General features: G+C 74.8%; 14 protein-coding genes. 6 read left to right on the top strand and 8 right to left on the bottom strand.

Features of this window, described 5'->3' with window-relative positions; translation table 11 throughout:
* Positions 1-210 precede the first annotated feature (210 nt).
* The 3 genes from WBK50_RS14120 to WBK50_RS14110 are packed head-to-tail and all read right to left on the bottom strand — an operon-like array spanning position 211 to position 4,415.
* Positions 211-1,071 (bottom strand): FAS1-like dehydratase domain-containing protein, encoded by an 861-nt coding sequence (locus WBK50_RS14120; RefSeq protein ID WP_341336054.1) that lies wholly within the window; start codon positions 1,069-1,071, stop codon positions 211-213.
* Positions 1,072-1,120: 49 nt separating this feature from the next.
* Positions 1,121-2,347 (bottom strand): class I SAM-dependent RNA methyltransferase, encoded by a 1,227-nt coding sequence (locus WBK50_RS14115; RefSeq protein ID WP_341336053.1) that lies wholly within the window; start codon positions 2,345-2,347, stop codon positions 1,121-1,123.
* Complete coding sequence (locus tag WBK50_RS14110) at positions 2,337-4,415, bottom strand: APC family permease (protein WP_341336052.1); 2,079 nt, start codon at positions 4,413-4,415, stop codon at positions 2,337-2,339. Before WBK50_RS14110 ends, WBK50_RS14115 begins: the two co-directional genes overlap by 11 nt.
* Positions 4,416-4,541: 126 nt before the next feature.
* Here WBK50_RS14110 and WBK50_RS14105 point away from each other — a divergent pair, with 126 nt between their 5' ends.
* Both WBK50_RS14105 and WBK50_RS14100 read left to right on the top strand, forming a co-directional pair.
* Positions 4,542-5,204: a potassium channel family protein gene (locus WBK50_RS14105; protein WP_297503307.1), complete on the top strand. Its 663-nt coding sequence runs from the start codon at positions 4,542-4,544 to the stop codon at positions 5,202-5,204.
* Between the two features lie 5 nt (positions 5,205-5,209).
* Entirely contained in the window at positions 5,210-5,872 is a 663-nt protein-coding gene (locus WBK50_RS14100; protein WP_341336051.1) for a potassium channel family protein, read from the top strand.
* 4 nt (positions 5,873-5,876) lie between these two features.
* On the opposite strand, the gene WBK50_RS14095 is transcribed toward WBK50_RS14100, so the two are convergent.
* Positions 5,877-6,698 carry a DUF3159 domain-containing protein gene (locus tag WBK50_RS14095; RefSeq protein WP_341336050.1) on the bottom strand — a complete coding sequence of 274 codons (822 nt, stop codon included), beginning with the start codon at positions 6,696-6,698 and terminating at the stop codon, positions 5,877-5,879.
* A gap of 56 nt (positions 6,699-6,754) precedes the next feature.
* Entirely contained in the window at positions 6,755-7,132 is a 378-nt protein-coding gene (locus tag WBK50_RS14090) for an OB-fold nucleic acid binding domain-containing protein (RefSeq protein ID WP_297503313.1), read from the bottom strand.
* A 128-nt stretch (positions 7,133-7,260) separates the two neighbouring features.
* Here WBK50_RS14090 and WBK50_RS14085 point away from each other — a divergent pair, with 128 nt between their 5' ends.
* Positions 7,261-8,037: an alpha/beta hydrolase gene (locus WBK50_RS14085; protein ID WP_341336049.1), complete on the top strand. Its 777-nt coding sequence runs from the start codon at positions 7,261-7,263 to the stop codon at positions 8,035-8,037.
* A 45-nt stretch (positions 8,038-8,082) separates the two neighbouring features.
* Here WBK50_RS14085 and WBK50_RS14080 read toward each other — a convergent pair whose 3' ends face one another.
* Entirely contained in the window at positions 8,083-10,749 is a 2,667-nt protein-coding gene (locus WBK50_RS14080; RefSeq protein WP_341336048.1) for a DUF3710 domain-containing protein, read from the bottom strand.
* The gene (gene dut, locus WBK50_RS14075) at positions 10,746-11,210 is read right to left on the bottom strand and encodes a dUTP diphosphatase (protein WP_341336047.1); all 465 of its coding nucleotides are present in this window, start codon (positions 11,208-11,210) and stop codon (positions 10,746-10,748) included. Before dut ends, WBK50_RS14080 begins: the two co-directional genes overlap by 4 nt.
* 82 nt (positions 11,211-11,292) lie before the next feature.
* On the opposite strand from dut, the gene WBK50_RS14070 reads away from it, so the two are divergent.
* Positions 11,293-11,784, top strand: coding sequence for a DUF3093 domain-containing protein (locus WBK50_RS14070; RefSeq protein WP_341336046.1), 492 nt, complete (start codon positions 11,293-11,295; stop codon positions 11,782-11,784).
* 114 nt (positions 11,785-11,898) lie between these two features.
* Here the strand turns inward: WBK50_RS14070 and WBK50_RS14065 are convergent, their stop codons facing one another.
* Complete coding sequence (locus tag WBK50_RS14065) at positions 11,899-12,201, bottom strand: DUF4193 domain-containing protein (protein WP_341336045.1); 303 nt, start codon at positions 12,199-12,201, stop codon at positions 11,899-11,901.
* Between the two features lie 314 nt (positions 12,202-12,515).
* Between WBK50_RS14065 and WBK50_RS14060 the strand changes: the two genes are divergently transcribed.
* Both WBK50_RS14060 and cei read left to right on the top strand, forming a co-directional pair.
* Positions 12,516-13,661, top strand: coding sequence for a phosphotransferase family protein (locus WBK50_RS14060; RefSeq protein ID WP_341336044.1), 1,146 nt, complete (start codon positions 12,516-12,518; stop codon positions 13,659-13,661).
* Positions 13,661-14,293 carry an envelope integrity protein Cei gene (gene cei, locus WBK50_RS14055; RefSeq protein ID WP_341336043.1) on the top strand — a complete coding sequence of 211 codons (633 nt, stop codon included), beginning with the start codon at positions 13,661-13,663 and terminating at the stop codon, positions 14,291-14,293. Before WBK50_RS14060 ends, cei begins: the two co-directional genes overlap by 1 nt.
* Positions 14,294-14,298 lie beyond the last annotated feature (5 nt).

Here is a 14,298-nt window from a genome sequence, read left to right as displayed (position 1 = left end):
TCTCCGCAGTGGAACCGGCTGTCCTGAGCTCGACCCGGGCCCCGAATCGCACGATCCACCCGATCGCGGCTCGTGGGCCCCAGGCCCGACTCGCCGGTCGCAGACCGCGACTCGCCCGGCCCCGAACCCCGACTCGCGGGGGTTCAGAGCGCGACTCGCGGGCGTTCAGAGCGCGACTCGCGCGGTCCTGGAGCGCGACTCGCGGGGGGGTCAGGCGAAGGTGGCCGTGCCGGTGATGGCCGGGGCGGCTCCCGGGACCCCGGCGGCGAGATCGACGCCGGTGTCCGTCGGGGTGCCGTCGGCGACGATCGGGGCACCCGCGAACGACGGGGACCGCAGGCGGTAGGAGAACTCGGTCACCTGGCGGTCCGGCGCGAACCTCCGCGGCAGCTCCAGGAGCAGCAGCGCGAGCAGCGGACCGTGCACGAGCAGGCCCGGGAAGCCCTCGACCTCGCGGGCGTACGGCAGGTCGTAGTGGATGCGGTGCGCGTTGTAGGTGAGCGCGCTGAACCGCAGCAGCATCGCCTCGTCGGGATGTAGCATCGCCCGCCACGGCGCCGCGTCCGGCAGCTCGGAGGGCGCCGGGGCCTGCGGGGTGGCGCGCGGCGTGCCGGGCTCCTGCTGCCGGTAGACCGCGTCCTCCTCCTCGACGAGGAGCAGCAGCCCGTCCCGCCGGAACTCCTGGCGCAGTGTCACGAACAGCATCTCGCCGCTGCGCCCGGACTTCGGCTCGACGGATGTGACCTCGCTGCGCCGCACGATCTCGTCACCGACGCGGATCGGCGAGTGCACCATGAGCCGGCCGCCCGCGAACATCCGGCGGCGGTTCGGGATCGGCGGGAGGAATCGGCCCTCGCGCACGTGCCCGTCCTCGCCCAGCTCCGCCGTCGCCGGCGCCTCCAGGAAGTGGAAGCGGTGCCAGCCGAGCGGCAACGGCGCGTCCCGCTCGTCGATCGGGGTGGGCTGGTCGAGCAGCGCCGCGAACGCACCGGAGGGCCAGGCCCCGACGATGTCCGTCTCCTCGAGCGGCTCGGGCTTCCAGTCGGCCACGTGGTCGGCGAGTCCGGTCATGTGTCCTCCTCCGTCGAGGTCGTGCGCGGAAGACTTCGCGGGAACAACGTTATTCGCGCACAGGCTCGAGGAGCGCAACGCACTCGAAGTGGTGCGTCATCGGGAAGGCGTCGAAGGCGCGCAGCGCGGTGAGCGCGTAGCCCCGCTCCGCGAAGAGGCCGACGTCCCGGGCCAGCGCCGCCGGGTCGCACGCGACGTGCACGACGCGCTTCGGCGAGCGCGAGCAGATCTCGTCGACCATCGCCCTGCCCAGGCCCTTCCGCGGCGGGTCCGCGACCACGACGTCCGGGTCCGGCAGCGCGGTGACCAGCGCCTCCGCCCGTCCCGCCCGCCACGTGATCTGCCGCAGATCCCGCAGCGCGCTCCGCCCGTCCTCGACGGCCCGGCGCGACGACTCGACGACGCTCACCCGCCCGTCCGGCCCGACCTGCTCGGCGAGCACCGCGGCGAAGAGCCCGACCCCGCCGTAGAGGTCCCACGCGGTGCCCCCGGCCGGCGCGGCGGCCCACTCGCGCACGACGTCGACGAGCGTGTCCGCCAGCGCGGGGTGGACCTGCCAGAACGCACCGGGCGAGAGCTCCCACTCCCGGCCCGCCGCCCGCTGCACCGAACCGCCGTTGTACCCGGCCGTGGAGACGACGCCGACGTGCCGCACCCCGTCCGCGTCCAGGGCGACGTCGACCTCGTCCCCGGGCGGGTAGGGGGCGCCGAGGACGCCGTCGAGCAGGCCCTCCGGGGCGAGCAGGCAGTCCGAGATCGGGACGACCTCGTGGCTGCGGTGCGCCCGCAGCCCGGGCGCGCCCTCGTCGTCCACCGCGAGCCGCAGCCGGTGCCGCCAGCCGAGCGAGCCGCCGGGCAGTTCCTCGACGACGACGTCCGAGGAGAGGCCCGCGAGCCGCCGGAGCTGTTCGTGCAGCACCGCCGTCTTCAGCCTGCGCTGCGCGCCGGGCTCGACGTGCTGCAGGTCGCAGCCTCCGCAGCCGCCCGCGCGGGCCCACGGGCAGGGCGCGGCGACGCGGTCCGGCGACGGCTCCAGCACGGCGATCGCGTCCGCGCGGCAGAACCCGCCGCCCTGGTCCTCGGTGACGACGGCGCGCACCCGCTCCCCCGGCAGCGCGTGCCGGACGAACACGACCCGGCCGCGGCCGCCCTCGTCGTCCGGGTCCGTGCGCGCGACGCAGTGCCCGCCGTGCGCGATCGGCCCGATCTCGAGCTCCAGGACGCGGTCGGTCCAGTCCGGGGCCGGGGTCCTCGTCACGGCGGCTTCAGGAGACACGGTCGTCCTTCCGGGGTTTTCCCGCGCGGACAGCGGCCGGCACGGGCTCGGCGGGCGAGCCCGACTCCCCCGGCAGCTGCTGCATCGACGGGTACCCGCGCCGGGAGGCCCCGGGCGCGTAGTGCGGGCTCAGCACGTGGGAGCGCTGCGAGGAGTCGAGCTGCCAGGGCACGCTCGTGACCATCACCCCGGGCTGGAAGAGCAGCCTGCTCTTCAGCCGCAGGGCGCTCTGGTTGTGCAGCAACTGCTCCCACCAGTGGCCGACGACGTACTCCGGGATGTAGACGGTGACGACGTCGCGCGGGTTGTCGGTGCGGATCCGCTTCACGTAGTCCAGGACCGGCTTGGTGATCTCCCGGTACGGGGACTCGATCACCTTCAGCGCCACCGGGATCTTCCGCTTCTCCCAGTCCCGGAAGAGCCTCTTGGTGTCCGCGTCGTCGACGTTGACCGTGACCGCCTCGAGGACGTCCGGCCGGGCCGCACGGGCGTAGGCGAGCGCCCGCAGCGTGGGCTTGTGCAGGGTGGAGACGAGCACGACGCCGTGGTTGCGGGACGGCAGGACCGCGTCCGACTCCCCCGCCTGCAGCTCCGCCGACACCCGGTCGTAGTGCTTCTGGATGGCCACCATCAGCACGTAGAACCCGGCCATCGCGGCGATCGCGATCCACGCGCCGAGGAGGAACTTCGTGATCAGCACGGTGACCAGCACGGTCCCGGTCATGATCGCGCCGAACCCGTTGATGGTCTGCGAGCGGCGCATCCGCCGCCGCGCGGCGGGGTCCGTCTCGTCGGCGAGCAGGCGTTTCCAGTGCCGCACCATGCCCGTCTGGCTCAGGGTGAACGACACGAAGACCCCGACCGTGTAGAGCGGGATGAGCCGGGTGACCTCCGCCTGGAAGCCGATCACCAGCACGATGGCCAGCGCGGCGAGGATCAGGATGCCGTTGGAGAACGCCAGGCGGTCCCCGCGGGTGTGCAGCTGCCGGGGCAGGAACCGGTCCTGCGAGAGGATCGAGCCGAGCACCGGGAAGCCGTTGAACGCCGTGTTGGCCGCGAGCACCAGGATCAGCGCCGTCATGATCACGACGAAGAAGAACCCTGGCCGGAAACCTTGGAACACGGCGTCGGCCAGCTGCGCGACCATCGTCTGCTGCACGTAGCCCGGGGGCGCGTCGGGGAACTGCCGCGCCGGGTCCTCCGCGATCTTGACGCCGGTGAGCTGGGCCAGGGCGATCAGGCCCATGAACATGGCGACCGAGATCGTGCCGAGCAGCAGCAACGTCGTCGCCGCGTTCTTGGACTTGGGCTTGCGGAAGGCCGGGACGCCGTTGCTGATCGCCTCGACGCCCGTCAGCGCCGCCGCGCCCTGGGTGAACGCCCGCAGGACGAGCAGCACCAGCGCCATGCCGGTGAACGCGTCCCCTTCCGCGACGAGGTGCAGGTCCGTGCTGGCGGTGTGCACGTCCTGGCCGAGCAGCAGGATCCGGGTGAGCCCCCAGAGGATCATCGTGCCGATACCGATCATGAACGCGTAGACGGGGATCGCGAACGCCGTCCCGGACTCCCGGATCCCGCGCAGGTTCACCGTGGTGAGCAGGGCGATCGCGACCACCGCGAACCCCACCTTGTGCGTGGCGACGAACGGGACGAGCGCGCCGATGTTGGCCGCGGCCGCCGAGATCGACACCGCGACGGTCAGCGTGTAGTCGACCAGCAGGGCGCTCGCGACCGTGAGCCCCGCACGTCGGCCCAGGTTGACCGTCGCGACCTCGTAGTCCCCGCCGCCCGACGGGTAGGCGTGCACGTTCTGCCGGTAGCTCGTGACCACCGTGAGCAGCACGACCACGACCGCGAGGCCGATCCACGGGGACAGCGAGTACGCGGCCACGCCCGCGACGGACAGGGTCAGGAAGATCTCCTCGGGCGCGTACGCCACGGAGGACATCGCGTCGGAGGCGAACACGGGCAGCGCGATGCGCTTGGACAGCAGCGTGCTCTGCAGCCGGTCGCTCCGCTGCGGGCGACCGACCAGGATGCGCTTCACGGCGACGCCGAGCTTGGACACGGGCGGAAGCCTATGCTCTCGGCGGTCGACGGACGCGATAGCGTGCGCCGACCGCACGGATCATCCCGTTCGACCGGGGTGACGGGGCGGGAGAAGGCACGCGAGCCCGGGAGGGGCCCTCACGCGATGTATGTCGTGATCATGGGATGCGGGCGCGTCGGCGCCTCGCTGTCCGCGGGTCTGGAGCGGCTCGGCCACGAGGTGGCCGTGATCGACAAGGACCCGCAGGCGTTCCGCAGGCTCGGCCCGGACTTCCACGGCCGCCAGGTCGTCGGGTTCGGCTTCCACCGCGAGGTCCTCGTCGAGGCCGGCATCGAGAAGGCGGACGCGTTCGCCGCCGTCTCCAGCGGGGACAACTCGAACATCCTCTCCGCCCGGGTGGCCCGGGAGACCTTCGGCGTCGAGCGCGTCGTCGCCCGCATCTACGACGCCAAGCGCGCCGCCGTCTACGAGCGGCTCGGCATCCCGACCGTCGCGACGGTGCCGTGGACCACGGACCGGTTCATGCGGATGGTGCTCCCGGACGGCGTCGCGACGGCGTGGCGGGAGCCCGCCGGGACGGTCGCGGTCCTGCCGCTGCCGTTGCACGAGGACTGGGTCGGCCGCCCGATCCGGGAGCTGGAGGAGGCGACGGGCTGCCGGGTCGCCTTCATCGTCCGGTTCGGCACCGGCGTGCTCCCCCGCGGGGACACCGCCGTGCAGGCCGAGGACACGGTCTACGTGGCCGCGGTCTCCGGCACGGTCAGCGACGTCACCACGGCTGCGGCGGCCCCGCCGCAGGAAGGTTGAGCGGGATGAGAGTGGCGATCGCCGGGGCCGGCGCGGTCGGCCGGTCCATCGCCCGGGAGCTGGTCGAGAACCAGCACCAGGTGATGCTGATCGAGCGGGAGCTGACCCAGATCGACCCGTCGTCCGTGGAGGAGGCGGAGTGGGTCCACGCGGACGCCTGCGAGCTCTCCTCGCTGGAGGAGGCCGGCGTCGAGAGCTGTGACGTCGTCATCGCCGCCACCGGGGACGACAAGGTGAACCTGGTCGTCTCGCTCCTGGCGAAGACCGAGTTCGGCGTGCGGCGCGTGGTGGCCCGGGTCAACGACCCGCGCAACGAGTGGCTGTTCGGCGAGAACTGGGGCGTCGACGTCTCGGTCTCGACGCCCAGGATGCTGGCCGCGCTCGTGGAGGAGGCCGTGGCCGTCGGTGACCTCGTGCGGCTGATGACGTTCCGCCAGGGTCAGGCGAACCTGGTCGAGGTGACCCTGCCGTCGGAGACCCGCCTGGCCGGGCGCCCGGTGAAGGACCTCAAGCTGCCGCCGGACTCGGCACTGGTCACGATCCTGCGGGGCGGACGGGTGATCGTCCCGCAGGCCGACGACGCGCTGGAACCGGGCGACGAGCTGCTGTTCGTGGCCACCGCGGCCGTCGAGGAGGAGATCCGCTCGGCCGTGGTCGACGGGCCCTGACCCGTCAGGACGGGTCGGCGCCGGTTCCGGTCGACCCGCCGGCGGACGGGGCGTCGCGGCCGGCCCGGCGCACCGCCCAGACCGTCCCGAGCAGGGCGACGCCGATCAGCGGGTAGCCCATGGCGAGCCGCGCGATGCCCAGCCAGGTGTCCTCGTTCGCGTTGTACAGCCAGCCCTGCACCACGAGGCGGGCCGCGAAGACGAGTGTCCAGAGGCCGCTGGCCCACATGTAGGCGCGCAGCATCCGAGGATCCTTGCGCCAGCCCTGGCCGTGCCCGTTGATGCCGTGCCAGACGACCCCGGCGAGCGGCCAGCGCACGATGATCGAGACCAGGAAGGCCAGCGCGAGCGCGGCGCTGTAGAGGAGTCCGGGCAGGTAGAAGCCCCGCGCCTCCCCGGTGCGGTAGGCGATGAACGCGCAGACGCCGACGCCGACCAGGCCTGAGACGGCGGGCTGCAGCGGCTGCTTGCGGACGATCCGCCAGCCGGCCACGAGCACGCCGGCCACGATCGCGGCGATCAGTGCGGGCTTGAGCCCGGACAGGATGTTCGCGACGACGAAGACGGCGACCGGGATCGTCGACGCGACGATGCCGGAGATGCCGCCCATCTGGTCCATCAGGGTGGGCGCGCTCCGCGGCTCGTCGCCGGCGGGCTCGGGGGTGGACGCGGGCCGCCCGTGGCGCGCCCGGCCCGTGACCGGCGAGCCGATCGGCGCCGTCGGCGGGTCCTCGGCGAGCGGAGCGGTGACCCGCGGGATCCGCATCGTCCGTTCCGTGTCCGCCTCGCTGTCGCGGCCGGCGTTCCCGGCCGCACCACCCGTCACCGACCGAGCGGTCCCCGGGCCCTCGGCCCCTGGGGAATCCGTCACCGGACCATCCGTCACTGGGCCTGACAGATCTCGTAGTACGGGTTGTAGAGCACCTTGTGCCCGTCCCGGACCGAGATCCGGCCGCGAACCCGCATCGTCCGCCCCGGCTCGATGCCCGGGATCCGGCGTCGACCCATCCAGACCAGCGTCACTCCCTCGGTTCCGTCGTAGAGCTCGGCCTGCAGCGTCGCATCCGCGCTCTGCGGGCAGAACTCGACGCTGCGGATCCGGCCGAACACGGTGACCTCCTGGCCACAGGCGCACTCACTCGCGCGCTGGGCACCGGAGCGCTCCGCGTCCTCGGACAGGTCGTCCGCGTCCAGGACGTCGACGTCGCTGGTGAGCTTTCGAAGCATACGGCGGAAGGGCCCACCGTCCGTGCTGGCCATAACTCTCCTCGGCTGCTCGGGCGCGGGCCGTCTCCATTGATCCGGCCGCTTGCCCGTACCAGCGTAACGCTCGGGAAACCCGGAATGTGTCCCGGCAACCAGATGAACCCGCATGAAAAGCTCGGGCCGTGCGCGGTGTCGACGAGCGGGTCCTGGCCCACGATGACAGGTCGTTCCGCGGTCCGCTGAGTGCGGCGATCCTGCCCGGTTCCGGATCGGACGGGTGCTTCGTCCGCCGGGCGTTCGAGGACGTGCTGCGATCGGTGGGCGTGATGCTCGTCGCCCCCGAGCCGGACCGCTCCGCAGCGGTCGTCCGGCGGTACCGCACCGCGCTCGACCAGGCACTCTCCGTCGTCACCGCGACTCCCGGGGCCCGGCTGCTGGCGGGTGGGATCTCCCTCGGTGCGCAGGTCGCGGCGAGGTGGGCGGCGGAGCGGCTCGACGCGGACCCGGACCTGCCCGTCGCCGGACTGCTGCTGGCGCTTCCGGCCTGGTCCGGCACCCCGGAGGACGCGCCGGCCGCGGCGGCCGCCCGGGCGACGGCCGCGACCGTGCGGGCGCAGGGGCTCGACGCCGCCGTTGCGGCGGCCCGCGCCGGGTCGCCGCCGTGGCTGGCCGACGAGCTGGAACGGGCGTGGGGCGGCTACGGTCCGGCGCTCGCCGATGTCCTCGACGCCGCCGCGTCCACCCCGGGGCCGACGCCCTGTTCGCTCGCCGGGCTGCACGTCCCGGTGGGCGTCGCGGCGCTGCGGGACGACCCGGTGCACCCGCTCGCCGTCGCCCGCGGCTGGGCACAGCTGCTCCCCCGGGCCGCGCTCGTCACGTCACGACTGGACGTGTTCGGCACGGACCCGGGCGTGCTGGGCAGGGCCGCGGTGCTCGGCTGGCTCCGCGCCCGCGGCTGAGCACACGCCGGCCACGCGCCACGGGAGCTCGACGGCGAGGGCCCGTCACTCCCCCGGCGCGCGGTGCCGACCCCGGCTGCGGGTGGTGCCGCCACCGTTCTGCTCGCGGATCCGCGCGATCAGGGCCATGGGGTCGAGCGCCTCTTCCGGGGCGACCCCGTTGCGGGCGCGCCGGCCGGGCTCGGCGTGGTCCGCGCCGGCACGGGCCCGGCGGCCGGTCCCGGCCTGGCCGGCGCCGTTCGGACCGGCGCCGTTCGAGGCCCGTCCGTTCCGCGCGGACACCTCGCCGCCGGGGGCGTCCGCCCACGGATCGGCCGCCCACGGATCGGCCGGGTCCGTGCCGGGCAGGGAACCGTAGGGGTTGCCGTACCGGGCGGAGTAGGACTCGCCGTAGGACGCGTAGGAGCCCGACAGGGACTCGCCGTACGCCGCGTACGCGCCGGACGACGTCGGGCCTGCGGGATATCCGTTCGACGGCACGGCGTCCTCGGCCGCTTCGGCCGGGCGGTACCCGGCGCTGCGGCCGCCGGCCTCGTCCCGGTGCGCGTACCCGTTCCGCGCGTCCTCCCGGGGCGGCGAGGACCGCCATGCGGCGGCCCGCTCCGCGGCCGCCCGCTCCATGGCGGCGAGGCGCTCCGCCGGGATGGCAGCGGCGCCGAGCGGGTCCGCGTCGAAGGCGGCGATGAGGTCCCGCTCGGGTTGCCGGGCGGGCCGGGTGCCGCCGTCGGTGCGCGGCATCCCGGACTCCGCGGGCCACCCGCCGTCCTGCCGGGGACGAGGCTGCTCCCGAGGCGTGGGCTCCGGGGCCGGACGGGCCGGCTCCGGCTGCTCCGCCGCCACCGGGCGGATCTGCGGCGACGGCGGACCGTCGGTCCGCGAGGGCCGGCGGCCGTTCGGCGGAGCCGCCGCAGGACGCACCTCGCGCCGGTCGGAGCGGTAGGTGTCCCGCCCCGTGTCGTCCCGGTCGTGCGTGCGGTGCGGTACCGGGGGGTGCGTGCCCTGGCCCGGGGCGGTCTGCCCGTCCGTGGCAGGGGCCTGCGGGGACGCCGGGACGGTGTCCCCGCCCCGCTGCCGGGTCGTCGCCGGACTCTCGACGGCGGCGCCGTTGCGCGCGGCGGGCGCCTGCGCGTTCCGACTCCGCCGGCCTTCCGGCTGCTCGGGGGCCGTCCGGGAGCCGCGGGCGTCCTCGGTGCGGACCCGGCGCCCGGGGGCGGGCTCGGCCGCGACGGGCTCCGACGAGATCCGGGTGGTCTCGTCCGGGGCCGGCGGCTCGGTTCGGCGGACGGGGGCGGCGAGGTCGCCGCCGCCGTACCAGTCGTCGTAGCCGATCTGCCGGGTCGTGTCCCCGTCCTGGGCGGGTTGCGACCGGGCCGCGGACCGTCCCGCGGCGCGGTGCTGGCCCGTCGCGGAACCGCGCGGCCGGGACCCGGTGTCGTCGGCCTGCCGGGCCCGCCGCCGTCCACCGGCGACGGGCGGCATGAGGCCGGTGTCGATGTTCGCCTGCTCGGCGCGGCGGGTGGCCTCGGACCGCTCCACCGGCCGCTCCGGCGTGACCGGACGGCCGGCGTCGGGGCCGTCGGCGCGGGGCTCGGCTCCGCGCGACGACCAGCCGCTTCGGTTCGCGCCGACGCCGCTCTCCTCGCGCGCGGGCGCGGGGAAGCCGCCGGACCGTTGCTGGCCCTGGCCGGGCGCCTGAGCCGCGGCGGGCCGGGAGGGGCCCGGGCGCGGCTCGGCGGGGCGCTGGCCACGACCCGGCTGGGCGGGGCCCGGCTGGGGCGCACCGGCGCCCGGACGGACCGGGCGGGACTGCTGAGGACCCCGGGGCTGCTGCACGCTCCGGGACTCCTGAGCGCCCTGGGACTGCGGGACGGGCCGGGACTGCGGGACGGGCTGGGACTGCTGGGCCGCCGGGGGGAGGGCGGGGGCGGGACGTCGCTGCGGGCGTCCGTTCACCGCGGCCCGGCCGCCGGTGCCCTCGACGGGCGACACGGCGGTCGTCTCGTTCGCGGCCGGGGCGTCCGGCTCGGCCGGCCTGGTCCGCAGGGTCATCGTCGCCCGCTCAGGCCGGGCGTCCGCCGGCCGCTGCGAGGCGGGGTCCAGGGACTCGGGCGTGGTCAGGGGCAGCACCGTGCGCGGGGGGTACGGCTGCCGCCCCCGCACGACGACGGTGGCGCGCAGCATCCGGCGCAGCTCGTCGTCGAGCGCGACGGCGTGCTCCGCGGGGCCGGTGGCCACGCCGTAGAGCATCCAGCGCTCGCCGTCGACACCGACGAACACCGAGCGGGCGCCGTCCGTGCGGGCGTGCAGCTCCCGGCCCCACTCACCCTGGAACGAGCGCACCTGGGCGCCGCCGTCGCGCAGCGACTGCTCGATCTCCGAGGCCAGCTGGCTCCACAGCCCCGACGAGCGGGGCGCGGCGAGCGCACTCACCGACAGCCGGCCGCCGGGCATCGTCACGTGGACGGCCTGCGGCTTGCCCTTGGCGGCCTGTTCCAGGTTGACCGTGCCGGTCATCGGGACCGGCACCTGCACGGCGCCGAAGTCCATCCGGGCCACGGCCTCGGTCATCTCGGGGTCGAGGTACTCGGCGTCGTAGGGTCCGAACGGCGGGCCCTCGTACTCGAACTCCTCGGCCCCGTACCCGTCGACGCCGTCCTCGGTGTCCTCCGGGAGCCCCGGAGCCACCACGTCGTCCCCGTAGCGGACGCTCACCGCGGGCCGCTCCCCTCGCCGGGCACGAGCTGGTCGTGCCCTCCGGTGGAGCCGTAGCCGCCGGCGCCGCGCTCGGAGCCCGGCAGCTCGCCGACCTCGACGAACCGGGCCCGCTCCACCTTCTGGATCACCAGCTGGGCGATCCGGTCGCCCCGGCGGAGCCGCAGCTCGGCGCGCGGGTCGTGGTTGATCAGGCAGACGCGGATCTCACCGCGGTAGCCGGCGTCGATCGTGCCGGGGGTGTTCACCACCGACAGCCCGGCGCGGGCGGCCAGCCCCGAACGTGGGTGGACGAACCCCGCGTAACCGAGCGGCAGCGCGATCGCGACGCCTGTGCCGACGACCACACGCTCACCGGGGGCGAGCAGGACGTCGGAGGTGGTGACGAGGTCCGCACCGGCGTCGCCCTCGCGGGCGTAGGCGGGCACGGGCACGTCCTGATCGAGCCTGGTCAGCAGCACATCGACAACCGGTGCGACCAACGGCTCGTGCGGGGGAGCATCGACGGGGCCGGGCACAACGAGCGACGCTACCCTCGACTGCGTGAGTGAACACCCGTCGTCCGCCGGTCCTGCGACGTCCGGCCGTTCCCGGTTCGACGAACGGTTGTCCGTGCCGTTCTGGTGGTACCTGTTCGGCGCCGGCATCGCCGTCCTGCTCGGAGCCGAGATCCACATGGGCTATCCCGGGGTGCGGTCCTGGATCGGCTACGTCGTCCTGATCCCGCTGTCGCTGCTCGTCGTGTGGCGGCTCGGCGCCGCCCGGGTGCAGATCACCGGGACGGAGCTGACCGCCGGGGACGAGCACCTCGCCCGGGCGGACGTCGGCCGCGTGCAGATCGTGCCCAAGGACCGCAAGCAGCAGGCCCTGGGCCCGGAGCTGGACCCGACGGCCCACGTGGTCCACCGGTCCTGGGTCGGCCCGGTCGTGCGGATCGAGGTCACGGACCCGGCGAGCCCGGTGCCGTACTGGATCGTGAGCAGCCGTCGTCCGGAGGAGCTGGTCGCCGCCCTGGACCGCGACCCCGGTCGCTGACGGTCCGGGCGGCCCCGGACACGCAGGCGTCCCGCCGGCCGGAGGCCGAGCGGGACGTCGTTCGTGTTCCCCGGACCACCGGGCCCGGGTCGTACGCGGATCAGGCAGCCCGGATCAGGCCGCGCAGTCCCGGCAGATGAACATGTTGCCGCGGGTCTCCGCCAGCCGGCTCCGGTGGTGCACCAGGAAGCAGCTGCCGCAGGTGAACTCGTCCGCCTGCTTCGGGAGCACCTTGACCGTCAGCTCCTCGCCGGACAGGTCCGCGCCGGGGAAGCCGAAGCTCTCCGCCGTGTCGGTCTCGTCGACGTCGACCGCGGACGACTGCGACTCGTTCCGACGGGCCTTGAGCTCGTCGAGCGAGTCCTCGGCCATGTCGTCGCTGTCGTTCCGCCGCGGTGCGTCGTAGTCGGTCGCCATCTTTCCCACCCCAAGTACTCGAACACTCGCTAGTTGATGCGGTCGTGCGGCTGCACAACGTCGCAGCTACGGGCTTTGTGCCCGACGCCGTGGTGACGCCGGTCTCACCCTTCACACCGCCGGGCAGGGCCCACCCGGGGCCCGCTCCGCGGTACTGCCGGCGCGTGCCCCTGAGGACGTTCGGACTTCCCCCGGGGGCGAGAGGATAACCCAGCAGTCAAGACCGTGTCGGGTGACCCGTCCCACGGCCTTAACACCCCGGTCGGCCAGGATCTTCCCGGTCGTGGTCGCGCCGGGCCGTTAAGGTGCCCGACGTGACGACCGGTTCCACGCCCGACCTCCCTGACGACGCGGCAGGGGCTCCCTCCGCCACACCCGGCGCGGACCCCGCCGCCGTGGGCGCGTGGCTCGCCGAGCGGTTGGGCGACGAGCGGTGGCGCGGCTCGACGCTGCGCTCCATCGGCGCCGGCCGGTCCAACCTCACCTACCGCGTCTCGAGCCCGGCCGGGGACGTGGTGCTGCGCCGCCCGCCCGTCGGCTCGGTCGCCGCCACGGCGCACGACATGGGCCGCGAGCAGCGCGTCATCGCCGCCCTCGGCGACACCGACGTCCCGGTGCCCGCCGTCCTGGCGGCGTCCGAGGGCGGCCCGCCGGTGGACGCCCCCTGTTTCGTGATGGAGATGGTCGACGGCGTCGTCCCGCTCGGCGAGCTCCCGGCCGGCTGGGCGGACACCGAGGCGGACCGGGCCCGCGCCGGACAGGCCCTGGTGGACGTCCTGGTGGCCCTGCACGCCGTGGACCCGGCCCGGGTGGGCCTGGCGGACTTCGGACGCCCCGAGGGCTTCATGGCCCGCCAGGTGCGCCGCTGGGGCAAGCAGTGGGAGGCCGCCCGAGCGGACGGGGTCTCCGGCACCGACGAGGCCACCGAGAAGGAGCTGACCAGGCTGGCGGAGCGGCTCGGCGGCGCGGTCCCCGAGGCGCAGCGGCACACGATCGTCCACGGGGACTACCGGATCGACAACTGCCTGTTCGACCGGTCGGACCCCGGACGGATCACCGCCGTCCTGGACTGGGAGATGTCCACGCTCGGGGATCCGCTGGCGGACCTGGGGCTGATGCTCGTCTACTGGTACCAGGCCGACGAGGACCCGGTGTGGCGGGAGGCGCAGCACCTGCCGAGCCCCACGCGGCTCCCCGGCTTCCCCACCCGGGCCGAGATCGCGGCGGCGTACGGGCGGCAGTCCGGCCTGGATCTGGCCCCGCTCGGCTGGTACGTCGCGTTCGGGGCGTTCAAGCTGGCCGTCGTGCTGGCCGGGATCCTCGCGCGGGTGCGCGCCGGGGCCGTGCCGGCGGAGATGGCTGAGGGCATCGAGGACGCGGTGCGGCCACTGGTCACGCTCGGACACCACGTGCTGGACCACGGGGTGGACGGGCTCGCGGTGTCCGGCGGGATCGGCTGATGGGCGGTCTGCGTCCCTACCGGCGGCGCCGCACGCGCCCCGTCATCGCCACCGTGTCCGTGCTCGCCGTGCTCACGGTCGCCACCTGGACGGTCGTGCTGGTCAACTCGGCGACCTCCACCGGGCTCGCCGCCTGCAACTCCCCCGCGGACGGCCGCCGCGTCGGCACCGTGCTGGATGCGGACGCGCTCGCGGACGTCCAGCCCGTCGCGGCCGGTGCGGTGCGGGCCACCGTGCTCAACGCGGGCGGCCAGCGCGGCCAGGCGAACCTGGTCGCCGCGCAGCTCGGGGACCTCGGCGTCACCGAGGCCGCACCGCCGGACAACGACCCGTTCTTCCCGAACGGCGACCTCGAGTGCCGCGGCCAGCTGCGCTTCGGTCAGGCGGGCCAGGGCGCCGCGGCGACGCTGTCGCTGCTCATGCCGTGCACCGAGCTCGTCCGGGACGACCGGGCGGACGACAGCGTGGACCTCGCCGTCGGCACCGGGTTCACCGACGTCAACCCGGGACGCGCCACCAAGAACGTCCTGGACCAGCTGGCGAACCCCGGTGGCGCGACCGCGGACGGCCGGCCGGCCGGACCCGCGGTGGACCCGGACGACCTGGCGACCGCCCGCGAGGCCTCCTGCTGAGATCC

This window comes from Pseudonocardia sp. T1-2H, from assembly GCF_038039215.1.
GTDB lineage: Bacteria > Actinomycetota > Actinomycetes > Mycobacteriales > Pseudonocardiaceae > Pseudonocardia.
This window is presented reverse-complemented; position numbering and strand designations above follow the sequence as displayed.